General features: G+C 37.3%; 24 protein-coding genes. 16 read left to right on the top strand and 8 right to left on the bottom strand.

All coding sequences use genetic code 11. The features are described from left to right. Window positions 1–16: 16 nt before the first annotated feature. Complete coding sequence (gene brnQ, locus GPA07_RS06515) at window positions 17–1,360, bottom strand: branched-chain amino acid transport system II carrier protein (protein ID WP_008356335.1); 1,344 nt, start codon at window positions 1,358–1,360, stop codon at window positions 17–19. A gap of 212 nt (window positions 1,361–1,572) precedes the next feature. Beyond that, window positions 1,573–2,913, bottom strand: coding sequence for a branched-chain amino acid transport system II carrier protein (gene brnQ, locus GPA07_RS06520; protein ID WP_008356333.1), 1,341 nt, complete (start codon window positions 2,911–2,913; stop codon window positions 1,573–1,575). 186 nt (window positions 2,914–3,099) lie between these two features. Between brnQ (GPA07_RS06520) and GPA07_RS06525 the strand changes: the two genes are divergently transcribed. From GPA07_RS06525 to GPA07_RS18610, 12 genes are all read left to right on the top strand, one after another. Further along, complete coding sequence (locus tag GPA07_RS06525; RefSeq protein ID WP_157292223.1) at window positions 3,100–4,242, top strand: cysteine desulfurase family protein; 1,143 nt, start codon at window positions 3,100–3,102, stop codon at window positions 4,240–4,242. 4 nt (window positions 4,243–4,246) lie between these two features. Then, window positions 4,247–5,452: a tRNA uracil 4-sulfurtransferase ThiI gene (thiI, locus tag GPA07_RS06530; protein ID WP_157292224.1), complete on the top strand. Its 1,206-nt coding sequence runs from the start codon at window positions 4,247–4,249 to the stop codon at window positions 5,450–5,452. 88 nt (window positions 5,453–5,540) lie between these two features. Then, window positions 5,541–5,753 (top strand): alpha/beta-type small acid-soluble spore protein, encoded by a 213-nt coding sequence (locus tag GPA07_RS06535; protein WP_003216385.1) that lies wholly within the window; start codon window positions 5,541–5,543, stop codon window positions 5,751–5,753. Window positions 5,754–5,978: 225 nt separating this feature from the next. Next, window positions 5,979–7,556, top strand: a complete 1,578-nt coding sequence (gene mbcS, locus GPA07_RS06540) for an acyl-CoA synthetase MbcS (RefSeq protein ID WP_157292225.1) — start codon at window positions 5,979–5,981, stop codon at window positions 7,554–7,556. 281 nt (window positions 7,557–7,837) lie between these two features. Continuing rightward, window positions 7,838–8,863, top strand: a complete 1,026-nt coding sequence (locus tag GPA07_RS06545; RefSeq protein WP_157292226.1) for a hypothetical protein — start codon at window positions 7,838–7,840, stop codon at window positions 8,861–8,863. Next, window positions 8,860–10,794, top strand: coding sequence for an McrB family protein (locus GPA07_RS06550; protein WP_071168782.1), 1,935 nt, complete (start codon window positions 8,860–8,862; stop codon window positions 10,792–10,794). Before GPA07_RS06545 ends, GPA07_RS06550 begins: the two co-directional genes overlap by 4 nt. Further along, on the top strand, window positions 10,778–11,533 hold the full coding sequence (locus tag GPA07_RS06555; RefSeq protein ID WP_157292227.1) for a hypothetical protein: 756 nt from the start codon (window positions 10,778–10,780) through the stop codon (window positions 11,531–11,533). Before GPA07_RS06550 ends, GPA07_RS06555 begins: the two co-directional genes overlap by 17 nt. A 200-nt stretch (window positions 11,534–11,733) precedes the next feature. After that, window positions 11,734–12,609, top strand: coding sequence for a nuclease domain-containing protein (locus GPA07_RS06560; RefSeq protein ID WP_157292228.1), 876 nt, complete (start codon window positions 11,734–11,736; stop codon window positions 12,607–12,609). Window positions 12,610–12,734: 125 nt separating this feature from the next. Further along, window positions 12,735–13,349 (top strand): LysE/ArgO family amino acid transporter, encoded by a 615-nt coding sequence (locus tag GPA07_RS06565; RefSeq protein ID WP_157292229.1) that lies wholly within the window; start codon window positions 12,735–12,737, stop codon window positions 13,347–13,349. A gap of 286 nt (window positions 13,350–13,635) precedes the next feature. After that, complete coding sequence (locus GPA07_RS06575; RefSeq protein WP_157292230.1) at window positions 13,636–13,821, top strand: hypothetical protein; 186 nt, start codon at window positions 13,636–13,638, stop codon at window positions 13,819–13,821. 47 nt (window positions 13,822–13,868) lie between these two features. Continuing rightward, window positions 13,869–14,387: a hypothetical protein gene (locus GPA07_RS06580; RefSeq protein ID WP_157292231.1), complete on the top strand. Its 519-nt coding sequence runs from the start codon at window positions 13,869–13,871 to the stop codon at window positions 14,385–14,387. 15 nt (window positions 14,388–14,402) lie between these two features. Continuing rightward, window positions 14,403–14,579, top strand: a complete 177-nt coding sequence (locus GPA07_RS18610; RefSeq protein WP_198303844.1) for a hypothetical protein — start codon at window positions 14,403–14,405, stop codon at window positions 14,577–14,579. Between the two features lie 52 nt (window positions 14,580–14,631). On the opposite strand, the gene GPA07_RS06585 is transcribed toward GPA07_RS18610, so the two are convergent. Next, a complete protein-coding gene (locus GPA07_RS06585) occupies window positions 14,632–15,063 on the bottom strand; it encodes a MarR family winged helix-turn-helix transcriptional regulator (RefSeq protein WP_065461571.1) in 432 nt (143 codons plus the stop codon). A gap of 119 nt (window positions 15,064–15,182) precedes the next feature. On the opposite strand from GPA07_RS06585, the gene GPA07_RS06590 reads away from it, so the two are divergent. From GPA07_RS06590 to GPA07_RS19130, 3 genes are all read left to right on the top strand, one after another. Further along, window positions 15,183–15,770 (top strand): NAD(P)H-dependent oxidoreductase, encoded by a 588-nt coding sequence (locus tag GPA07_RS06590; protein ID WP_157292232.1) that lies wholly within the window; start codon window positions 15,183–15,185, stop codon window positions 15,768–15,770. 102 nt (window positions 15,771–15,872) lie between these two features. After that, window positions 15,873–17,222, top strand: coding sequence for an amidohydrolase family protein (locus GPA07_RS06595; RefSeq protein WP_157292233.1), 1,350 nt, complete (start codon window positions 15,873–15,875; stop codon window positions 17,220–17,222). 38 nt (window positions 17,223–17,260) lie between these two features. After that, entirely contained in the window at window positions 17,261–17,395 is a 135-nt protein-coding gene (locus GPA07_RS19130) for a hypothetical protein (RefSeq protein WP_442859324.1), read from the top strand. A gap of 263 nt (window positions 17,396–17,658) precedes the next feature. On the opposite strand, the gene GPA07_RS06605 is transcribed toward GPA07_RS19130, so the two are convergent. From GPA07_RS06605 to GPA07_RS06625, 5 genes are all read right to left on the bottom strand, one after another. After that, the gene (locus GPA07_RS06605; protein ID WP_008356315.1) at window positions 17,659–18,579 is read right to left on the bottom strand and encodes an iron-hydroxamate ABC transporter substrate-binding protein; all 921 of its coding nucleotides are present in this window, start codon (window positions 18,577–18,579) and stop codon (window positions 17,659–17,661) included. A 202-nt stretch (window positions 18,580–18,781) separates the two neighbouring features. Next, the gene (locus GPA07_RS06610; protein ID WP_071168788.1) at window positions 18,782–19,381 is read right to left on the bottom strand and encodes a response regulator transcription factor; all 600 of its coding nucleotides are present in this window, start codon (window positions 19,379–19,381) and stop codon (window positions 18,782–18,784) included. Next, window positions 19,378–20,514, bottom strand: coding sequence for a sensor histidine kinase (locus GPA07_RS06615; protein WP_157292234.1), 1,137 nt, complete (start codon window positions 20,512–20,514; stop codon window positions 19,378–19,380). The genes GPA07_RS06610 and GPA07_RS06615 overlap by 4 nt, the downstream gene beginning before the upstream one ends. Window positions 20,515–20,631: 117 nt before the next feature. Further along, entirely contained in the window at window positions 20,632–21,681 is a 1,050-nt protein-coding gene (locus GPA07_RS06620; protein WP_071168790.1) for a Delta(5) desaturase DesA, read from the bottom strand. 188 nt (window positions 21,682–21,869) lie between these two features. Next, window positions 21,870–23,312, bottom strand: coding sequence for a DEAD/DEAH box helicase (locus GPA07_RS06625; RefSeq protein ID WP_157292235.1), 1,443 nt, complete (start codon window positions 23,310–23,312; stop codon window positions 21,870–21,872). 171 nt (window positions 23,313–23,483) lie between these two features. Here GPA07_RS06625 and GPA07_RS06630 point away from each other — a divergent pair, with 171 nt between their 5' ends. Continuing rightward, window positions 23,484–25,325, top strand: a complete 1,842-nt coding sequence (locus tag GPA07_RS06630) for an AIPR family protein (RefSeq protein ID WP_232532152.1) — start codon at window positions 23,484–23,486, stop codon at window positions 25,323–25,325. Window positions 25,326–25,370: the final 45 nt, after the last annotated feature.

Here is a 25,370-nt window from a genome sequence, read left to right on the forward strand (position 1 = left end):
TTCAGCTTTTTTCAAATTATGAAGCTTGTTTCTGTTGTTCTTCTGAAGCAGAAGAAGTGAAAAGAGAAATGACGAACCCGGCGATGACTCCAAGTAAAGCAGGAACAATCCAGCCAATGCCAAGGTCATAAAATGGCAGTACGGCTTTAAAGATGTCTTTCACTGGACCGATTGGGAGGTTCGCTGCGGCTAAACCGTCAAATAAGCTGACGCAGCCTGTTAAGATTAAAGAGAGAACATAGACAGGTCTTCTATGTCCAAGCCATTTATCAGCAAGTGATAACACAATAATCACAATCGCAAGCGGATAAATCGCTGTTAATACAGGAACAGAGAAAGCGACAATATGAGCTAATCCAAAGTTTGAAATGATGAAACTAAATAATGTGACGAGCGTTACGACCGTTTTATATGAAAGTTTAGGCAGTAACTTTGAGAAATACTCCCCGCATGATGTGACAAGACCGATACTTGTCGTTAAACATGCGACTGTAATGGCAGCACCTAACACAATATTTCCTAGACTGCCGAATAGGAATTGGGAAGACTGAGCCAAGATTTTGCTGCCGTCTCCAACGAATCCAATCGCGTGTGTACTAGAAGCGCCTAAATAAGCAAGTGATAAATACACAAATGTTAAACCGCATGCTGCAATCAGACCAGCTTTGATACAAGCAGAGGCAAGTGCCTTTTTACTTGTCACGCCGCGCCCTTTAATGGCATTGATGACCACAATTCCAAAGACAATCGAAGCAAGAGCATCCATTGTCTTATAGCCCTCAAGAAATCCTTTGAAGAAAGATCCATTGCTATAAGATACATCTGGTGTGCCAATCACACCCATTGGCGTTAAAAGCGCTTTGACGATAATAATCAAAATGATGGTAAATTTAATTGGTGTTAAAACTTTCCCCACTCGATCGACAATCTTTGTTGGGTTTAAAGCAAGGTAATACGTAATACCAAAAAAGACAAGTGTAAATAAAAGAAGTGAAAGCCAAGCTGGCACACTTGATAAAAATGGTAATGCCCCAATCTCATAAGAGACGGTTCCTGTTCGAGGAATAGCGAAAAGCGGTCCAATGGATAAATATAAAATGACTGTAAATGCTGTTCCAAACACTGGGTGAGCCTTATCAGCTAGTCCTTTCGCATCGCGTCCTGTTAAAGCAATCGCAATAATCCCGAGAAGGGGTAAACCGACACCTGTTAATAAAAATCCGCCCATTGCTCTCCACACATTTTGTCCAGCATATTGCCCAAGTTCTGGTGGATAAATCATATTACCGGCGCCGAAGAATAGAGCAAATAGCATAAAACCTATGATAACCGTATCTTTCGTCGACAAAGTTGCCTTCATTGAATGTAAAGCCTCCATTATTATGTTGAAATATTCTGTTAATTGTTTGCTAGATAAACGTACATCATTAACATTCACTAATTATAAAGGATGTACGCCTGATGTCAACATGTGTTTTCATACAAAAGTCATGAATTTTTCTATTTTAGTATATGGAGAACGATAAAAAAACATCCCCTTCACAGGATGGAAGGGGATGTGAGACGCTGATGTTAAGCAAGCTGTTTAGGCGGACTCTTGAATATGGAGATGAGAAGACCGGCAATGGCTCCAATAACGGCAGGAATGGCCCAGCCGATTCCAAGACTGTATAAAGGAACAGTATCTTCTAACAAATCATGTAAACCACCAAGCGGAATCTTTGCTTCCACAAGTCCGTCGATGACGGCAAAGATACCAGTGAAAATAAGGGAAATGATATAAATCATCCGTCTTCCATTGATCCATCGATCGAGAAACGATAAAAGAATGATCACAATAGCTAACGGATAAATTGCGACAAGAACTGGGACAGATAGTGAAATAATTTGTGCCAGACCAAGGTTTGCTACAAATGTACTAAACAAAGAAACGATGAAGATGACGGTTCGATAGGAAAGGCGTGGAAATAGCGTGGAGAAATATTCTCCGCAGGAAGAAACGAGCCCAATACTTGTTGTTAAACAAGCAAATAAAATCGCCGCCCCCAGCACAATATTTCCAGCAGACCCAAATAAAAAGTTAGCGGCTAGGGAAAGAAGTTTCCCGCCATCATTTGATCCTACCATACCTGTTGCATCAGGACTTGATGCGCCAACGTAAGCAAGTGATATGTACACAAGTGCGAGTCCAGCAGCTGCCACAAGTCCAGCTTTAATACAGGCCACAGCAAGAGACTTACGCTCTGTAATGCCGCGTTCTTTAACAGCCGTGACAACGACAATTCCAAAAACGATTGAAGCAAGAGCGTCCATTGTTTTATAACCTTCCAAGAAGCCTGTAAACAGCGGGCTTGTTTCATAGGAAGGATGAGGACTGCTAATTGCGCCCATCGGTGTTGCAATGGCTTTTATCACAATTAAAGCAATGACAGCGAGTAAAATTGGTGTTAAAATTTTACCGATTCGATCAACAAGTTTCGATGGATTTAACGCAAGGGCATAGGTAATTCCGAAAAAGGCAATCGAAAACAAGAATAACGGAAGCCATGATGCAGACTGAGCTTCTGAAAGGAACGGGGCCAGTCCGATTTCATAAGAAACAGTTCCTGTACGTGGGATCGCAAAAAACGGCCCAATGGATAAATATAAAATGACGGTGAAAATTGTACCAAATGTAGGATGTGCTTTATCTGCAAGTCCTTTGGCACCTGTTCCTGTCAAGGCAACGGCTATGACGCCTAAGAGCGGCAGGCCTACCCCTGTCAGTAAAAAACCGCCAATCGCAAGCCAAACGTTTTCACCTGCGTATTGTCCAAGTACAGGCGGAAAGATCATATTACCTGCGCCGAAAAAGAGTGCAAACAGCATTAAGCCGATGGCTAATGTGTCTGACTGACTTAACTTATTGTTCATAAGAGGACCCCCTTATTATTTTATTTTTCCGTCATATTTAAAAATTCTGTTAATTAAGAATGAAATATGACAATGGCACTATGCATGTTATAGTGTATTGATCTAGTTGTCAATACACCGCTTTATTTTGAAAAAAAAGGAATGAGATTCACGTTCTTTAAATGGAGAAAGATAAGGAGTTTCGCAATGATTTATCTTGATAATAGTGCAACAACTAAGCCTTACCCAGAAGTTTTGAAGGTGTATCAGCAAGTGAGTGAGCGTTTTTTTGGAAATCCGTCCTCACTTCATCAGCTTGGCATTGATGCAAGCCGTCTGCTAAATGAAACGCGCAAACAAATGCTTCACTATACAGGCTTTAAGCAATATGAAATTATTTTTACATCAGGTGCAACAGAAGCGAACAACATCGCCATTAAAGGGGCGGCTATCGCCAAGATGAACCGTGGCAGACACATTGTCACAACCACAATTGAGCACCCCTCTGTCATTGAGTCATGTGAGCAGCTGAGGACGTTATTTGGCTTTGATATCTCCTATGTTCAAGTAAATGAGCATGGACATGCCGATATGACTCATTTAAAAGAAGTGCTTCGCCCTGATACAGTGCTGGTCAGTATGATGCATGTAAACAATGAAACAGGCGCTGTCCAGCCAATCGAAGAAGCGGCCAGCATCATTCGAGAGCATGCAAAAGAGGCGCTTTTTCATGTTGATGGCGTACAGGGGATTGGCAAGGTGCCCCTGCCTAAAGAGGTGGATATTGATCTTTTGACGATGTCAGGCCACAAGATTCACGGCTTAAAGGGAACAGGCGCACTCTTTTTAAAGAAAGAGACAGTGCTCGCACCTTTCATCACAGGAGGAGAGCAGGAGCTTGGACTCCGTTCAGGCACAGAAAACCCGGCTGGAGCTGTCAGCTTAGCAAAAGCCATGAAACATTCATTTGAGCATTTGAACAAGCATCTTGATGAGATGCAGTCGTTAAAAACGCAGCTTCAAAAGCAGCTTGGAGAAATAGAAGGTGTTGTCCTCAACACACCGCTTACGAACAGTGCACCGCATATTGTGAATTTTTCAGTGCCAGGCATTCAAATTGAAGTCTTACTCCACATGCTTGAAAAAGAGGGGATTTTCGTTTCGACAACGTCCGCTTGCTCTGCTAAGAAAAAAGAACCAAGCCATGTCCTTCTGGCTATGGGGAAATCAGAAGAGGCAGCTAGAAGCAGCATGAGAATCAGCTTGACATATGGACAAGGACCAGAGCTGGCGCCACGTATCATCACATCCATCGCACAAAGTGTGAAAAAATTAAAAGGAATGAGATAACAAGATGAAGTATGATCATATTTTAGTCCGTTTTGGTGAGATCTCAACAAAAGGGAAGAATAGAAAGAAATTCATTGAAAAATTAAGACAACATATTCGTTTTGTCTTAAAAGATTTTGCAGGACTCAAGTACGCATCTGATAGAGACCGCATTACAATCATGCTGAACGGAGAAGACCCTGAACCAATTTCAGAGCATCTCAAAAGTGTTTTTGGTATTCAAAGCTTTAGCCTTGCAGTGAAATGTGAGACAAATTTGGATGCTATCAAAGAAGCAGCACTGACAGCTGTGCAAGAAGTGTACGAAAAGGGGAATACATTTAAAGTCACAACAAAACGTTCATACAAACAATTTGAGCTTGATTCAAATGAAATGAACCGGGAAATTGGCGGACATGTTCTAAGGAATACGGAAAACTTAACAGTTAATGTGAAGCAGCCAGATGTTCATTTGCGAATTGAAATCAGGGAACATGCGACGTACATTACATTTAAAGATGTAAAGGGTGCCGGCGGTTTACCTGTGGGTTCAAGCGGAAGAGCGATGCTTATGCTCTCAGGCGGTTTTGACAGCCCAGTTGCCGGCTATCAAGCAATGAAACGCGGCATTCAAATTGAAGCCGTTCATTTCTTTAGCCCGCCTTATACAAGTGAACGTGCCAAGCAAAAGGTCATTGATCTTGCAGAATGCTTGGCTGCCTATGGAGGCGAAGTGAAGCTCCACATTGTTCCTTTTACGAAAATCCAAGAGCTCATACACAAACAAGTGCCGGAAAACTATACAATGACATCAACGAGAAGAATGATGCTGAAAATAGCAGATAAAATAAGAGCGAAGCGTGATGCGCTTGCAATCATTACCGGTGAAAGCCTTGGCCAAGTGGCCAGTCAGACACTCGAAAGCATGTATGCCATTAATCATGTAACAAATACCCCCATCATTCGTCCGCTGATTGCAGTTGATAAAAATGACATTATCGAAGAAGCGAGACGAATTGGCACATATGATACAAGCATTCAGCCTTTTGAGGACTGCTGTACAATTTTTACGCCGCCGTCTCCGAAAACGAAACCAAAGCTTGAAAAAGTAGAGCGCTATGAAAGTTTTGCTGATTTCGAGCCAATGCTTGATGAAGCAGTGGAGCAGATCGAAACGATTGTTGTCACGAATGAAAAGAAAGCGGCAGATGAATTCGCTGATTTATTTTAAATGAAAATTTCATAATAATTACCATAAAAACAATCGCATGAAGTCATGTGTTTCTACACATTCTATATTCACAAGGAGGTGAGAACACATGGCTCAACAAAACAGACAAAGCAGTTCTAATCAATTAGTCGTTCCAGGCGCTGCACAAGCGATCGACCAAATGAAGTATGAAATCGCTTCAGAATTTGGTGTAAACCTTGGACCAGAAACAACAGCTCGCGCTAACGGATCAGTTGGTGGAGAAATCACTAAGCGTCTTGTATCTTACGCTCAACAACATATGGGTGGCGGATCTTTCTAAGACACACAATTAAAAAGCTATGGCTTATGAGCGGGATCATTCCCGCTCTTTTCTTTTTGTACATATAAATTGTTAGAATATTTCTAAAAAGGAAGACGAAATGAAAAAATTATGGCATAATACTAGGAGTAGGTCCTAATTCAAGCATTTTTCAGATATGAGTGTTAGAATAGGTAAATTGAAACATGATTCGTTTCATAGAAAGAGGCTAAAAGGAGCTGTACCATGAAAAGAGAAGACTTAATTGCACCAGAACAATATAACTTAGTCAGTGAGATTGAAGCATTCAGTCATAACCGGGAAAAAATGGCCCTGCACTGGCAGGACGGAAACGGCCATGAAGCGCATGTGACGTATGCAGCATTAATAGAAGAAGCCAATAAAATCGGTCATGTATTATTAAATGCAGGCTTTAAAAAAGGCGATAAAATCATTGTAATGGTGCCGCGCATGCTAGAGGCATACAGCATTTATTTAGCGATTTTAAAAACAGGAATGGTTGTGATTCCTTGCTCAGAAATGCTCCGTGCGAAAGATTTAGATTACCGAATGGAACATGCAGAAGCAAAGGGAGCGATTGTTTACGCATCCTTCATTCAATCGTTCGACGGGACCAATCAGCCAAAAGATTTCAAAACATTCTCGATTGGTGAGAACGATCATGGCTGGACAAACATTTTGGCGCAAAAGGAACACCAATCAAACGAACTGAAATTGGCAGAAACAACACGCACAGACATGGCGTTTCTATCTTATACATCAGGCACAACAGGTAACCCAAAAGGGGTTGTGCATACACACGGCTGGGCTTATGCACATTTACGCACAGCTGCTAAAGCGTGGCTGTCTATCAATGAAGGAGATAAAGTATGGGCAACAGCAGGACCAGGCTGGCAAAAATGGGTGTGGAGTCCTCTCTTATCTGTTTTAGGAAGCGGAGCGGAAGGCTTTGTGTATGGAGGGAAATTTAATCCGAATACGTACTTAGAGCTGCTTCAAAAAAATGAAATCAATGTTCTATGCTGTACACCAACAGAATATCGATTTATGGCAAAAGTGGATGACCTTAGTCAGTACGAGCTGCCGAAATTGCATAGTGCTGTTTCTGCGGGAGAGCCGCTAAACCGTGAAGTCATTGATACATTCAAAAAACATTTCAATGTAGAAGTACGAGATGGATACGGCCAAACAGAAAGCACACTGCTAGTAGGCGTATTAAAAGGAATGGACATCAAGCCGGGCAGTATGGGAAAACCAACCCCTGGCAACGATGTGGACATCATTGATGAGAATGGCAGCATTTGCGCACCAGGAGAAATTGGTGACATTGCGGTACATCTTGAAACACCGGCTTTATTTAAGGAATACTATAAAGATCCAGAGCGTACAAAAGCGCAGCGCCGCGGGGATTACTTTATTACCGGTGACCGTGCGAAAAAAGACGAGGACGGATACTTCTGGTTTGAAAGCCGCAGAGATGACATCATTGTTAGCTCAGGCTATACGATTGGGCCGTTTGAAGTAGAAGATGCGCTTATCAAACACCCAGCAGTAAAAGAATGTGCTGTCGTAGCGAGTCCAGATGAAATCAGAGGCTCAATTGTGAAAGCGTACGTTGTATTGCGCGATGCGTCAGCACAAAGTGATGAGCTTATTACAGAGCTGCAAACACACGTGAAAAATACAACAGCACCTTACAAATATCCAAGAGAAATCGAATTCATTGACGAGCTGCCAAAAACACCGTCAGCGAAAATTCGTCGTGTCGAGCTGAGAGAAAGAGAGCTTGCGCGAAAAGGATAATCTTTTTTAATATTTTATTAATAGAAAAAGTCGGCTTAAGTACATTGTTTATGTCCTAAAGCTGGCTTTTTTAATTTCAACAAACTTTCTCTTAATTTAAAGCTAATTTCATGATATACGATGTTTATGAAGTTAAAAATTAATCTGTTGATGTTAATTTGTGGATGATGTATAATTTTTATGGAAAATTTAAGTTTAAATTTCTTAAATTAGAAATTTTTTAGGAGGATAGTCGTTGTTTTTGTTATTAAAATTTAAGTAATTTAGAGAGGGAAATAATTTTGGATAAAGAAATATGGAAAGAAATAATAGGGATTATACCAGATACAGAACTAATTGTTATCATTAAAAATTTGAATATCAAAATTAAAGGGTTTAGAGAACTTAATGCTAAAAATATCTCAACTTCAAAAAAAATTGTAACAGTCCAACTAATTAATAATTTCGAAAAAATCATTAAATATTATAACAAATTGAATATCAAGCCTTTAAACTCCGATAAACAAATTTCTTCAGAAGATATAAGGGGTGTAGGGAAAGAAAAATTAATAACCTTGTATGAAGACGGATTAAACTTGCACTTTATTTTTGGGGCATTACTTTCAAGTGAAAAAACGGAACACCATAATATAGCAAAAGATTTTAAAGTTTTAATTTTGAATAAGTATAAAAAAAATAACTTAGCTGATATTGAAATGAGTAACGCTAATGAACCATCTGGAAATGCGCAAAATTTTAAAGTGAATGTCAAAAAAATCGAAAAAAAATTAGATGAGTATAAGAAGAAGAATCAGGCAATAACTAAAGAGTTAAATACTCTTAGCAAAAAATATAAAGAAGATATAAGAGTGCTTACTGAAAGTAATAATGTATTAAAAAAAGAATTAAAAATTGAAAAAGAAAAATCAAAAAAAAGCGAAAAGAAGATATTGGAAATTAATTCTGAATTGCTTCTCTATAATAAACAACTAAAAGAAGCACAGGAATTGTTATCTAATACAAATGAAGTCGCATCTAGTATAGAGGAGGCTCAAAATTTATTTTCGGAAATTTTAATATTAGGGGATCCACAAAATGAAATAACTGATAATTTAAAAAAGAAAGGACTTAACGTTGTGAATACCAGAGATATTCTCCAAATTTCTAATACTGACTTTATTAAGAGTTTCAGAGAAATATGGATATTAAGTTTTTTAGTGCCAGCTCAATATAAAAGAAGTATAAAAATTGAGAAAAATCAATCAATAAATGATTTCAAAGATTTTAAGGTCTTAAGAGAAGAATTAGAAAGAAGGATGAATAAATGAGCACAAGAACATGGAATACAGACTTAGTAGGTGTTTTAGACAACTATGAAAAATTAGATTCTCAATATAGAGACTCGATTTTTATAAATAAGCATAATAGCTTACAAATGAACATTAGAATAATTTCTCAAGGTGCAGCAAGTTTTCCTAATGTAAAAACTGTTACTTGTTTTAATTCTGCTCTTGAAAATTGGGGCTTTAATGATGATTTACAAGTGACTGATGAGGAAAGGAAAAAAAAGTTAAAAAATTGGCTAGAAGATAAGCTTTTTATATTTAATGTAGAAAGACGTTTAATATATAATACACAACAAGACGGTGTTTATAGACAACAAGAAGTTTATAATGCGATTAATGTTAGGATAATTCACAAGCTGCCTAGCTTTACTAACGATTTAAATCTAATACCAATACCTATTTTTAGTTCGAAAAGCCATGAATACACCTTTGACGATTTCTTTTTTAAATTATCAAACGGGAAATTTATAGGAAGAATAGAAAATATCTCTCATGAACCAGAAGATACTCCTTCATTAATTATATGGAAAGAAGAAGATACTGATGAATTCAAAATATTTGGTGAGTTTGTGCAGCATCAGTATGCATACGGTGGATTCAATTTAAAGGAGAAAGAAGGAATAAAAGAATCTGTATTAAAGAGAGAAATTGCTGATGAATGCTATTATGGAGAATTTTGCCCTGATTTGCTTTTCATGCCTCTGGAGAAGTATTTAACTCTTACAGAAGAGATTGAAAAAGATGAAAAAACAATAACTCCAGAGCCAATTGAAGTTGTTAAAGAACAATTAAACGAAACAATTACTCCTAAAGAAATTACAACATTAGAAAAAGAGGAAGATTTTTTAAAGCAGTTTATGAAAATAACAAAGGAATGGGGACTTCAATATAGTGAAGAAGATTTAGTTAATTTCCATACAGCAATGAAGATATCGTCTCTAGTAATTTTAGCAGGAATGAGTGGGACAGGAAAATCAAAATTAGTTGAAACCTATGGATATTCATTAGGTCTTAAAGATAATTTGACAATCATACCAGTTAGTCCATCATGGACATCAGATTCTGATTTAATTGGTTTTGCTGATACCCTTAATATGGTGTATAGACCGGGGGATTCGGGTTTAATTAACACTTTAATAAAGGCTGAGCGTAGTGAAAAAGATGAATTGTTTATTATTTGTTTTGATGAAATGAATTTAGCAAGAGTAGAGCATTATTTCTCCCAATTTCTTTCAATTTTAGAGATGAGTAAAGGCAAAAGAGTTCTAAGGCTTTATAACGATGATTTAGAAAGTAGGCTATATAATTCAGCTCAATTTCCACCAACGATATCCATAGGGGACAACGTACTATTTGTAGGTACTGTAAATATAGATGAATCAACTTATCATTTCTCTGATAAAGTTTTAGATAGAGCAAATGTTTTTTCGTTAGAAATTTTACCATTTCGTGGAATAAGAGAGGTTTCTGAAGAGAAGAAAAGGGCCAGAACAGATGAAATTAAACTAAGTACTTATAATTCTTTCAGGGATCAAGGTACAGATTTGAGATTAAATGACGATGAACTAGATTTCCTATGGGATCTTCATAATCTGTTTCAAATAACTAATAAGCAACTAGGAGTAGGTCCAAGAATAGTTAAACAAATAGATATGTACATAAAAAACCTCCCTAATATAAGTAGTATTACAAGAGGAGATGCTTTTGATATTCAAATCGTACAGCGTATTCTAACTAAGGTAAGAGGAACTGGTGAACAACTAAAAAATTTATTGATTGAGACAAATAAAAAGGAGAAAAGTAGTATTGTTGAATTATTTGATAAGTATGAGCATGTTTCGAGATTTTATAAGAGTAGAGAAATTATAAATCAGAAGGTGGAAGAAATAAATTATAATGGATACTCTATTTGAAGATAAAAATCAATTTAAAATTATTTTAACTTACTTAAAAAGAAAGGAGCCTCATGCTACAAAGGAGTATAGTGAATTATATTTTTTTACGAATTTAAATGATTTGGATGAAAACTATCAAAAATATATTGAATTTGAAGAAAATTCACCTTTAAAATTAACGTTTTATAGTGAAGATCAATCTGCGACTTGTTACATGGATGGATTTGATATATTGAATGATGAAGCATTAATATACGATGAAGAACTTGAAGAAAAGTATATATTCTCAAATACAACTGTTAAATTATTTGAATATCCAAATAGCGGAAAAGAATATTATCCATATATACCTGGAATTTATACAATAAAAGTAATAATCAAAGATATTGTTTATTATTCTTATATAAAAGTTAAAGCAAAACATTTAACAGAAGACTCCATATCAATTATGAGAGAGGATGTACAAACTTACTTAAAAGGCCTAGCAATAGATATTGTAAGGAAACAGCCTAATAAAAAGAAAGATAGTAATATAAAAGTAGATTCGCAAATGCTAGATAAATACTTTGTTTTAAAGCAACATTTTAATGAAATACGAAGTATTCTCACTGATTTAATTGGAAATCCGAGGCACTCAATTAAAAAAGATTACGAGATGAGAAGTATAAATCAGTCTTTAAACATAGATTCGATTTCTATAAGGCATAGACTTAAACACCCTGAGTCTACTCAATATATAAAATCTCTCAAAAAGTAATCAGTTATAACAACCCTGAAAATATAATATTAAAAAAATTGTGGAGAATTGGGTTGTTCTTTTAAATAAATTTTTAGAATCCATAAAATACAGTTTGGAAGAAAATAATAAATATTATAAAAAGTTTTCGGAATATACCCAATAGCATAAAGGAAGACTTACTTCAAGAATTAGAAAGTTATTCTGCTGATGCGACTAAAATGATAAACTCTTTAAATAAGTTGAGAGAAAATAATTGGTATAAAGAAATCGAAAATAAAAATACTACCTTCTTAAATTACAGTAAAGTATATTTAGATTTTCGTTACAAAAAATTTATTGAAATAAATAAATTGATGTTTTCAAATGAAAAAAATATAGACTTTGATTCTAAGTGGAATTATCATTGGAAAAGAACTGATCAACTATATGAAATTTGGGGATTTATTCAATTAATAGAAGTACTTAGTAAGACTGAATATAATTTTGAAATTGATCCAAGCGACTATTTTAACAATTCTTATTGGGGGAATAGCAAAAATTTATTAATACCTATTATACCGGAAGGAACAAAATTTAAACTTATTAAAGGTGATTTAGTGGTAAATGTTTTGTATAATAGTTTGATTCCAAAAAAACAAGAGAAAACTGATCTACACGATAAGCCTATATATACAACAGGAAAGAATACGAAACCTGACATGCGATTAGACGTATATATTAAAGAGATTTATGTTGGGACTATTTTGTTAGACACAAAATATAGAGCAAGACATTTTGTAGAAAATGAAGTAAAGAATAATCAATCGGTTCAATTAACTAGTTATGCAGATAATGTAAGGTCTAAATTTATTTATGGTAGAAAAAAAACAGATAGAATTAGGCCAGTTCACAAAGTCGTGGTACTATATCCTGAACAAAAACAAAATAACATTAATCTAGAGGAAATAGCAGGAAGAAGCATTTCATTTTTACCCCTGACGCCAAATTCAGATCTGACAAAATTTAAATTTAGTATTGAATCTTTAATTAGTGAAGTTATTGCTGAAGCCGAAGAAAATGGTATAGTACCAAGTCAGTACACTTTTAAACACTAACTACAATATCAAAGCGTTTGGATTGAAGCATCCAGCGCTTTTTTGTACGGAAAATCAAATTTTTAGAAAGTTTTAAGCTATTAATACGTATTAAAGTATTTCCATAAAAGGAGAATGTTCTGAAAATGTCGATTGCGATAATTCATGGGATTGTGCTTGCCTTTGGTCTTATTTTACCTTTGGGCGCGCAAAATGTATTTGTATTTCAGCAAGGAGCCCTTCAGCCTCGATTATATCGCGTGCTGCCTGTGGTCATCACAGCCGCCCTCTGCGACACACTTTTAATCACTTTAGCTGTCATTGGGGTTTCGGTTGTTGTTCTCACCATTCCGATCTTGCAAATAGCTCTTTTTATCATTGGATTTTTCTTTTTACTTTATATGGGGTGGTCAGTTTGGAACACGAGCTCCGCAACAGGTAATCAAGAAAAGATGGACTTGATGCCCGTGAGAAAACAAATCATATTTGCCTGTTCCGTTTCACTTTTAAATCCTCACGCGATTCTCGATACAATAGGAGTGATAGGAACGAACTCTCTGCAATATCATGGGGCGGAAAAATTGGCATTTACCGCAGCCTGTATCATTGTCTCGTGGTTATGGTTTATGGGTCTTGCTCTTCTCGGGAAAATGTTAGGAAAGCTAGATACAAACGGCAAGTGGATGAACCGGATCAATAAAGCCTCTGCGGTCATGATCTGGCTGGTTGCATTATATATCGCCTATCAGCTTATTGGATAAAGGATACATAGAGCAAAAGAGACGTGATGTTGAACATGTCATTTGAAGAAGCGTTGGATGGAAAACATCCGGCGCTTTTTTGTTGTCTACTGTCTCGGGGCAAGCATCAGTTACACCCCGTTCATTTATCTCAGACATACTGACGATTCAATTACCTGAAGGAAATGATATCAAGTAGGAGATATGCTACATTATTTATAGTGGTTTTTTTTGGTAAATAAACCTCTTATGTCATTTTCCATAAAAAGGTATAATTTTTATGGGATTTATTAAAGGAGGCTACATAATGAAAGTAAGGAAGATGCTTGTTGTTTTATTATTCATTTCACTTCTATGCGGACAATATCCTGTGGGGAAAGCTGTTAGCATAAAAGAGGATATGCCTTTTGAAAAGATACAAAACAATAAAGTGGCTGAAAGGCTCATAAAAAAACAAAAAAGAGCTTTCAATTTTTACAGGCAAAAGAAATAGCCTACAAAAAAGGGTATCAATTAAATGGAGAAAGTGTAGCAGTTCATTTGAATGATGCTAAAGCGAATGTTGTTTATTTTTATCTAACAAAGAAGAAAGCAGATAATCAGCTAGTAAGCACAGCATCATTTATTTCAATTTCACTAAGTCAGATAAAGTCCCATTATATTCAACTTGCGGAATACGATGAGCAAGGTAATTTACACTCATATTTCATTCAAAATGGAAAGTTGAAGAATGAGTTTCATATCAATCCAAATGGGGAGTTTTTAAAAGGATCTTTTACCTATGGTGAAAACGGTGCGAAAAAAGATATGATGGAATTAAATAGAAAAATTATGAATGCTGAAGATTCGGAAATTCAAACGAGCTTTAATTGGAACAAATTTTGGAGTTGTTTAAAAAAGAAAAGTGGCCCGAATGAATCTCTTCCGCTTCGTTCAATGGTTCTTGGGGCTTGTTATTATGTTTGTTTAACAGGACCTGTTGGTTGTATAGCATGTACAGTCATTAATGCAGGAATATCGGCTGGGATAGCAGGTTATTGTGTGAAAAAAGTTTGGTGAATTGGAGGTTTTCAAATGGCTCATAAAGAACAGCGTAAAGGGGCAGTGCTTGCTGTCTTTGATACATTGACGTTTGGTGTACCAGTCTTGTTGTGGAATTTATATAAGAATACGAATAAAACATTGAAGCTGATGATCCTGATTATTCCAATAGTAGGTTTCATCACGTATCTTTTGGCATCTCTTTACTAATGTGTTCAAAAATCATTTGCATGAGCGATACGCTCATGCTTTTTTCATTCGATCATTTTTTGAAGATGGTTTGATTTAATAGACGGAGAGCTTGTACGATATCATCCATTTGATTTTGGTCAGAGGAAGAAAGGCTGTCCATGAGCATGGATTCAATTTGTTGAAATGCTTTGTCCATACACGCACGGCCTTTTTTAGACAGCATAATGACATGTTTTCGCTTGTCATCTTTATCTTCTTGTCTATCAATGAATTGTTTTTCGTGAAGCTTTTTCAATTCTCTGCTGACATTCGGAAGAGACATGTGCTGACAATCGGCGATTTCACTAGGTGTTAGCGGCTCACTGACGGCTAACTGCTCCAGAATCAAATATTGTAGAGTGGTTAGATCAGATGGTTTGATCTTGCTCATCATGGCATGTTTCAGCTCAGAAAAAGTAGAAGCAAATGCAACAAATTCTTTGAAAAAATGTGGGTTTTTCATCATTTTTCACCTCCTACGTACCATATCAAATTTGTTATCAAAAAACAATTATCATTTGACAACTAAATAAGAAAGGTATACGATTTTTGTTATCAAATGATAACTAAAAGGGACGAGCCATGAATGTACTCATGATTTATACTCACCCCCATCACAATAGTTTAAATGGTGCTTTTTTTAAAGAAATCCTAAAGGGCAGTGAAGAAAATCCAAACGTTCAAGAAGTGAGAATCATAGATTTATACCAAGACAAATTTGATCCTGTACTTATTTTTAATGAAGTGAAAAAAAGACGTGATATGCATAAGGACCCTGAGATTCAAGAATATCAAGAGAAAATCAAATGGGCAGACAATATCGTGTTTGTTTATCCGATTTGGTGGGGGCGGCCGCCAGCCATGCTGCTTGGTTTTATTGATCGAATGTTTGCAGCAAATTTTGCTTACCGTCAAACAGGCGGGCTGCTTCCAGAAGGCTTGTTAAAAGGAAAGAGGGCTGTATGTGTATCGACAATGCAAGGACCGACCCACTACCCTTTCTTCTTTTTGCAAAATGCCCACAAAATCTTAATGAAACGAGCTCTTTTACAATATGTCGGGATTAAACCGGTGAAGTTCTTCGAATTTGGCATGATGGAAAGTCCAAAAGGGAAGCATGACGTGAAATTAAAACGGATATACGACTATTTTCGGAATATTAGCTCATAAACCACATTCCTTGAGTCACTTTTCTTCTAATTTGATCCTATTATGTTTTAAAATGGCATAGAGGGTGAGGCTCATCCTCGTTATTTGAAAAGGGGGATATGAATGAAGAAAACATTGTTTAAAGATGCGGCGCTCATTACACTTGATCCATCTTTAGGTTTTTTGGAAAAGGGAGATCTATTAATTGAAGGGGCACACATTGTAGAAGTTGGGCCTTCGATTGAAGCAAGTGGTGCTGACATTGTCGATGCATCTGACATGGTCATCATGCCAGGGCTTGTGGATACCCATCGTCATGTGTGGCAGTCTGTCATAAGGGGCATAGGAGCAGATTGGTCTTTGCAGACGTATTTGAGCAAAATCTATTATGGCAACTATGGAGCCATGAGACGGCCATCAGATGATCGAATTGCTAATTACTTAGGGGCACTAGAGGCTTTAGATGCAGGGGTAACCACATTTTTCGATTGGACGATGATCAATTCAATAGATCATACAGATGAGCTCATTGAAGGATTAAAAGATGCAGGCATTCGTGCTGTCTTTGGTTTTGGTACCTCTGGAGATGCAGAGTATTGGGATAGAGAGAGTACACTGACGAATATGGAAGACGCAGCCCGCGTGAAAAAAACGCATTTTCAATCGTCAGACCAGCTGCTGACGATGGGACTTGCCATTCGTGGCCCTGAGTTTTCCTCATGGGAGACCTCGGTATATGAAATTGAAACAGCAAGATCCCTAGATGCATTATGTAGTATGCACATTGGCTTTGGAAATTGGGGGGCAGCGGATCGTTCGATTGAGCGGCTTCATCAAGCAGGGCTGCTGGGGCCTGATCTGAATATGGTGCATATTAATGCAATTGATGCAGAACAAATGAAAATGCTCGCCGACAGTGGAAGCTCAATATCCATTACACCGGAGATTGAAATGATGATGGGGCACGGTTATCCTGTAACGGGGCTCGCCATTGAGAATGGAGTTCTTCCAACGCTCGGTGTAGATGTGGTGACAGCCACAGGAGGTGATTTGTTTACCCAAATGAAATTCGGACTTCAGGCAGAGCGGGCGATCCAAAATCAAGCTTTATTGATGGAGGGGACGATGCCAGGACCTGAGCTTGGCCTGTCTGCTCATCAAATGCTGGAAGCAGCAACGATAAATGGAGCCCGTGCATTGAAGCTTGATGACAAAATTGGATCACTCACACCTGGAAAAGAAGCTGATTTCATCTTGATTGATCGGACAAGCATGAATCTACTTCCAATGACAGATCCAGCTGGAGCGGTTGTCCAAACGGCACACCCTTCAAATGTTGATTCCGTCTATGTTGCCGGAAAGGCAGTGAAGCAAAATGGGAAGCTAGTTGGAGTGAACCTAGAAGAGATCAAACAAAAAGCTTATGCAGCAAGAGATCACATCTTATCGCATCAGTTTGAATCAACAAAATAAAGCACAATCCCCCATAGGCCTTTGCCTATGGGAAGTACATGACAAAAACGGTATCAATTGATACGACCATCCGCATTTGTATTCACAGCTCACCGCCGAATAAAAAAAACAGCCAGATTGTACAGCAAAGCAGCTGTGCAGCAGCCCGGCGAGAAACGGAATGTCAAAGTTAAATAGCTGCTTTAGCCGAACACCTTTTAAGAGATCTTTTTCCGTAAAATGAAACCTACGCAGGATCGTGTACAAGCTTTGTTTTTCTTCGCTTTCATTCATTTGTTTGAATAAATGTGAAATCATCCGGCACCAATGACAGTGGTCGTACTTTGACAGCTGTATATCGCCTGATGAAAATCGTTGATCTCATACACATCATAGGGCCAGTACTCCCGCTAGAAGCAGACAAAAAAAGCAAGGGAAGAAGATCCCTTGCTTCAGCTTATTTACCTAAAAAATGCTTTTTAAAGAATGATAGTTGATATTCAAGTGTGAGTGGGTCATTAAAGTAAAATTCTTCAGCATTTGCTACGTACACACGATGTTTTTTCACAGCAGGGATGGACTTATAGATTTCACTGTTTTGATAGGAATTGTCCATTTCATTGTTTTTACTAATGATCATGTAGTCCCCGGCAAATTCAGGGATAACCTCTTGTGACACCGCGTAATAACCGGCTTTTAATGCTTTTTCTTTTACTTTTTCAGGCATTTTCAGTTTCATTGCTTGATAGAGAATTTCGGTTCCACGACCCCATGCATCTCCAAATACATAGAGATCTTTTGTGCCGCTTTCAAAGACAGATACTGTCGCATCTTTACCAATTTTTGCTTTGATTTCTTTTCCAGCTTCAGTTGCACGTTTTTTGAAATCTTTTACCCAAGCTCTCGCTTCTTTTTCTTTGTTTAAGACTTTTCCAATTTCAATATGCTGCTGAAGGTAATCGACTTTGTTGTACGTGAACAAGACTGTCGGGGCGATTTTTTTAAGTTTTTCTACATTTTTTGCATTGCTCAAACCGATGATGACATCAGGCTTTAGCTTCATGATTTTTTCTACATTTTCATCCGAAACTTCTGCTACATTTTTTAATTTCTTTTGGAAACGTGGATTCTTTTTTGACCAAGAGTCAACGCCTACAAGGTTCACACCAAGTGACATGACATTTCCTGAATAAGAGCCGAGAACCACGACACGTTTTGGATTCGCTGGTAGCTTCACAGGTCCATTTTCAGATTGATATGTAATCGTGTCAGATGACGTTGATTGATTTCCTTTATTTGAGGAAGAGTTGCTGCTATTGCCACATGCGCTCAACGCAAGTACGAAAATGAGCATCAGAGGGAACAATATTTTCTTCATGAATGTAGACTCCTTTGAAATCGGCACATGAGCCGGATATTTGGTTGTATTAGTGATAATGATAATTATTATCACTAAGTTATCATATCACAGAATTGCGGTCTGTTGTCAATTACATTTTGATAGTTGGTGATAAAAAAAACAGAGAATTTCTCATAGAAAGAAAAAAAGATCAAGGCAGCATGTGACCTGATCTTTTTTCTTATTTAAACCAGCCTTTTTCTTTTGAGCGTGTGATGGCTTCAATTCGATTTTTGACTTCTAGTTTATCTAAAATAATGGATATATAGTTTCGGACAGTGCCGCTTTTAATGCTTAGTTCCTTTGCGATCTCTTTTGTGTTTTTGCCGTCTGCGACGAGTTCAAGAACAGATCTTTCTCGTTCGGTTAAAGGGTTTTCGTCACTGTATAAGTCTTCCATTAATTCAGGGGCGTACACCTTTTTCCCTTTCATCACGCTGCGAATGGCACTTGCCAGATCTTCACTTGGACTGTCTTTCAGCATGTAGCCGCTAACGCCAGCTTTCAGTGCTCTTTGGAAATATCCAGAGCGGGCAAAGGTCGTTAAAATGATGATCTTCACATCAGACTTTTTGAGTTCTTCAGCGGCGTCGAGCCCAGATTTCCCGGGCATTTCAATATCCATTAAACAAATATCGACTGGATGTTTTTTAGCAAAATCAATGGCGTCCTGGCCGTTTGTCCCTTTTCCAACAACGGTCATATCGTCTTCTAAATCGAGAAGCGACCCAAGAGCACCAAGCAGCATTTGCTGATCTTCTGCGATAAAGATATTAATCATTTTATTGCCTCCTTATGTTTTGCTGCTGAATCATTTGGAATGCTCATGATCAGCTTTGTCCCGTCCTTTGTCTCAATGCGCAGGCGTCCATTTGCAAATTCCAATCTTTCTCTAATGCCTAAAAGGCCATGTCCCTTCGTTTGCGAGGATGGATGATCACCTTTAAATGTTCCATTATCCTCAACTGTAATGACGGCTTCCTTTGACTTTTGATGAATGGTGAGCTTACAGACAGTGGCATCACTATGTTTGACGACATTCGTTACAGCTTCTTTGATGCACATGCTCACGATGTTTTCGTTGAGGAGAGAGATGTGTTTTGGTGCTTCCTTTTCATCATAAATCAATTCAATATCGGCCGCTTCAAGAATTTGCCGAATGTTCAATATTTCATCTTTGATCCGAATACCTTTCATGGAGGAAACAATTTTTCGCACTTCATTAAGAGACGTTCTAGCTGTCTGCTGCACACTTTTTAGTTCGGCACGGGCCTGTTCAGGATCTTTATACACAAGTTTACGGGCAAGATCACTCTTTAAACCGATGAGAGAGAGCTTTTGTCCAAGTGTGTCATGCAGGTCACGTGCAATGCGCTGTCTTTCTTCAAGCTTCACAAGATCGGCGATCCGTTCGTTTGCATATTCTAATTTCTCCTCGAGCCGTTCACGTTCCTTCCTGCTTCGAATACTCAGAGGGAGGAGGATGGCGCTAATAAGTGTGATCACAACAAACGGAATTTGTGTGAGAAACCAGCCTTTTTTTAAGATCAAACTAAAGTTCACCGCCACGGCGGCGCTCGCTAGATGAATATAGTATAGGATATAGAAAGGGACCTTTTTTTTGATATGTCCATTGAAATAGGCGATACAAAAAGCAAAATAAATGTAGCTGTAAAGCATCACATAGCCAGTCGAAATGGCGATTAATAGAAGGCCGAATACATATAAAGACCACCCTTTTGCGACAAAGGCGAAACGGTAGACAGCAAAAAAGACGACGTTTAAAATAATGCCGATCACAATGCCTAAAGTGGAAGGGGTCTTAAAGATAAAGTAAAAGGGCAGGATGAAAAAAATCGCCCATATATATGGGGAAATCCCATGCAGTTTTTGAATTTTTAGTTGTTTTTTCATCCGTGATTCACCTTTTCCATTTTTTCAGTCTTTTTCACTACTTTATCAAATTGAACACGTTACCGCATCCTGCAAATACAACAAGCTCCTTCTATTGTAAGAAAGAGCTTGCGCCAATTATGCATTCTTCTTGAGTATGTCTCCTTTTATCACAGGGGTGTTTCTAATCTGACGTGCTTCTTTAAAGGTAACAAATGCTTTCGTATCTTCATCCCATAGCCTGAACTTCATTGACTCAATGCTAGTTTTCAACGTGATGGTTGGAACATTTTGAAGCGGCTCACTATGCTCATGGGCATGCTCTAAATGATAATTTGGTACCCTCGGGCTTAAATGATGGACATGGTGGTACCCGATATTACCTGTTAACCATTGAAGGAGCTTTGGCAATTTGTAAAAGGAACTGCCTTCTACAGCTGCCTGCACATAATTCCAATGTTCATCTGCTTCAAAGTAAGAATCTTCAAATGTATGCTGCACATAAAATAACCATACACCGATTGATCCAGAAATGAGGAAAATCGGACCTTGAACAAGTAGGAAGCCCTGCCAGCCAAAGAGTAGACATGTGGCTGCTGCTAATAAAACAATCGTCACGTTTGTCAAATACGTATTCCAGCGCTCTTTTTTACGAGCACTTTTCACATTGAAACGGTTTTGAATGAGAAACACAAAGATCGGTCCTAAAATAAACATCACAAAGGGATTACGATAAATTCTGTAACGAATTTTCGTCCATACAGATGCTTCTTGATATTCTTTGACTGTCAGAAGCCAAATGTCACCAGTACCTCGTTTATCTAAATTACTGCTTGTGGCATGGTGAATCGAATGATCTCTTTGCCATTGAAGATAAGGGAAAAGGGTGAGGACACCCGTTAAGAAACCAAACAGGTGATTCAGCGGCTTCTGTTTAAAAAAAGATTGGTGGCAGCAGTCGTGAAAAATGATAAAGACGCGCACTAAAAATCCAGCTGCAATAACCGCAATGAAGAGGGTGAGAAGATAGGAGATGTTCAGACTATAATAGGCTAGAAACCAAAGTCCGAAAAATGGGATAAATGTATTGAAAAGCTGCATGATACTTTTTTTAGAGTCAGCACCAGAAAATTGACCTACTTGTTTTCTTAAAGTGGCTTGCTGCTGTGTGTTTGTTGAATTTGTCATGAAGGTTCAAGTCCTTTCCGTTTCTTTCTACTTCAAAGTATAGAAGGAAAGGTGTGATGCTCATAGTAGCACCCATCATGTATACAACATGACATTTGTCATGTTGGTCATGAAAAAAGCTTGCGGTATAAGGGTTTGTAAGTGGTGATATTGATTAAAAACAAGTGAAGGCGCCAGGCCCTCACTTGTTATGAGCGTGCTTCATGTACTTTTAACTGCTTGCCTTTAATGGTAGTATGCCTCATCGCATTTAGCACAAGAGGGCCTTTGCCATTTAAAATATCTACATACGTTTTCGTTTCCTGAATGGTAATAATCCCAATGTCATCAAATGCAACGCCTTCTATTTTGGCAATGGTCCCAACGAAATCGACGGCCCTGAGTTTCTTTTTCTTCCCGCCGTTAAAATAAAGCTTCATGATATCCTTCTCTACACCGGCCTGCTTGTTTTCCTTTTGAATAGGCGTTTCAATCTTCTCTTCAAAGGATGCTACATGCTGCTCTGCTTCTTCTTTTGTAGGATAAGGATGAGTCTGAAAGTCAATGCCGGCATCCTGCTTTAATTCTTCAATGAGCGGCTGCCCGTGCCTTGTCATAAACGCAATCGTTTTTCCGCTTTTACCCGCTCTGCCAGTTCTTCCGGTCCGATGAATATAGCGTTCTTTTTCATATGGCAAGTCGTAATGAATGACATGTGTCATATCACTGACATCAATTCCTCGGGCTGCTATATCGGTTGCGATCAAATAACGGAATTCTCCGTTTTTGAATTCATCCATGACGGCAAAGCGGTCTTCTTGTCTCATGCCTCCGTGAATTTTGTCACAAGGCACATCCCATTCATCCAGCTTCATCGTCAGCTCATTCACTCGCTCCTGCGTATTGCAAAAAATGATACAGCTATCTGGATTTTCAATGACAATCGTTCGTTGAAGTAATGAAAACTTGCCTTCTTCCTCGGTTTCAATCAACGTGTGGGTGATTTGCTGCTTCGTCGTTTCCTCCCGAGCAATCTCTATCACTTTTGGCGATTGTAAAAACTGCTCACTCAAATCCTTCATTTCATCAGACATCGTCGCTGAAAATAACATCGACATCCGCTTTGGCGGCAGATGCTGAATAATAGAAGAGACTTGATCAATAAATCCCATGTTGAGCATTTCGTCTGCTTCATCTAACACGAAAAATGACAGATTGTCTAAAGAAAGTGTCCCTTTTTCAAGGTGATCCAATATTCGTCCTGGCGTTCCGCACACAATGTGGTTCTTTTGTGCAAGCTCTATTTTTTGTGCTTGAAATGGAGCTTTCCCGTAAATGGCGGCCGCTTTGATTCGTTTAAATCGTCCGAGACTGGTCAGATCCTGTTTGACCTGCATGGCAAGTTCTCTTGTTGGGACGAGGATGAGGGCTTGAGGTTTATTCTCAGCCCAATCCACCATTTCACAAATTGGCAGACCGTAGGCTGCTGTTTTGCCACTACCTGTCTGAGATTTGACAATAAGGTCCTGCTTTGAAAAAGCAACGGATAATGTCTCGTGCTGGACGGGTGTAGGTGTATGGAAATGAAGCGCTTCTAGCGCTTGTTTCAATTCATCGCTTAATGGATATTGATCAAAATGTTGTAATGGCATCGTGTTCTCCTTTTCGTACATGTATACTTGTGACATCATACCATATGATTTCCTGTAATTTTATACAATGTCTTTATAATCATAATGAAAATTAAATTAAAATCTGTTAAATATATGAAAAATGTGGTAGTTTTGATTATATATAAATACTAGGGGGAGTGTTTGTTGAAGGTGAAGAATAACAAAAAGATATTATATCAAGTTCTCCATAATGAAGTAAACGAATCTATAAACGAATACCTTAAAGAAGGTGGGCAAGATAATTCAGTTTCAAAAGGACAAAACTTTTGTGAATGGGTTCTATTTAATGTTTTTGAACTTAGAGAAGATGAAGTAGCAGAAGCAACAGAAATATCAGGAAATTTCAATAGTGGAATAGATGCAATTTTTGAAATGAATAATGAGTTGTGCATAATGCAGTCAAAGTATAAAAATGCACATTCACCAGAAGCAATGAAAGCTCTATTAGTGGATTGTAATCGAATAATATCAGATATACCTGAAACAGAAAGGTCGATTGTTCTAGAAAATTGTAAAAAGATAAGAGAAAGTTATCAAAATGGAGAAAATATAAATTGTTTTTATGTAACTAATAATGAAATAAGTGAATGGGAAGATATTCAACTTAAGCAAACACTAAAAGAAAATAGAATCTCGAACTCTCAATTAAAATTTGAATTTTGGGATATAAATAAAATAATTGAACAAATCTCTATAAAAAATGGTGAACTCCCTAAAAATTTTAGGGATAAGACATTTAAAATGAATATTGAAAAAAGTTTTGATGCCTATGATACGACATTGGTTGCAATGGTCAAACTAAAAGATTTTGCAAATTTTGTTATCAAAGGAGGGAATACATTATTTCATTCTAATATTAGAAATTATTTAAAAGGGACCAAAATAAATAAAGGGATTAAATCTACTTTGTCAGAACAAATTGATAAATTTTGGCTTTATAATAACGGTGTTACGATAGTTTGTGATACTTATGAAGATCGAACAAATATAATATCGCTAAAATCGCCTCAAATAGTGAATGGATGTCAAACTGCCAAAACAATTGGTGAATTTTATAATAAATTAACTTCCAGTGAGTTATCTGACATTGATAAAGAAGGTCATGTATTAGTTAAAGTGATTAGAACTAGAAAAAGTGCTACCAATGAAGAAAAGAAAGAATTGAGAGATAATATTACTAGGTACACTAATTCACAAAATGCTGTTAAAGGTTTGGATTTTTATGCGTTAGATCGTTTTCAAAGAGATTTACAACGGAGATTGGAAAAATCTTTCGGTTTTTATTACGAAATACAAAGAGGAGCTTTTATTACTTTAGATGTTAACAAGAAAAACTCTTTTATGGGCTACAGTGATTATAATTATCTTTTGGAGGGCGTTAACAGTAAGAAAAAATATGTTTTACCAGCAAAAGAAGTAATCCAGTCATTTACTGCAGCTATAAAACAAATGCCAAATGTAGCCTACGGAAGAGCTAATGAATTAACACCAACTGGAGACAGGTGGAAAGACATAGTTAATGATGAGACTGAAAAAATGCCAATTGAACATTTTTTATATCCTTATCTAATTTTGAAATATGTAAAAGAAAAATTGAAGTATAGAGGTGGAGTAAAGGACTTTAGAAAAAACTCTGCATTTTTGTTTATAGCAACGTATTATAAATTAATATTAAAACTTATTAACAAGTTTCAAGAGGCCGATTACGAGAAGCCGGAGGAAATTCCAATAGAGTATTACAGAGGTATATTTCAGAACTCTGAATTAAATAAAATGTTGTTAAATCACACACACGATATTTTAAAATATTATTTTAAAGATAGTGCTGTCAAAAAATCTGTTGCAGATAATTTAAGAGGTTTTCTGATGAACAGAGTCACTCAAGCTGAATATTGGCATATTTTAAATGAATATATAGATGACAGTATTAATGAGAACGAAGAAGAGATTTATCATGATATGAGAGATTTATTAATTGTATTAGATAAGTGAGTAATAAGTATAACAGCCCCTCCCATCAAAGGAGGGGCTGTTACA

Origin of the sequence: Bacillus sp. ms-22, assembly GCF_009759805.1 — a bacterium.
Taxonomy (GTDB): Bacteria; Bacillota; Bacilli; order Bacillales; family Bacillaceae; genus Bacillus; species Bacillus xiamenensis.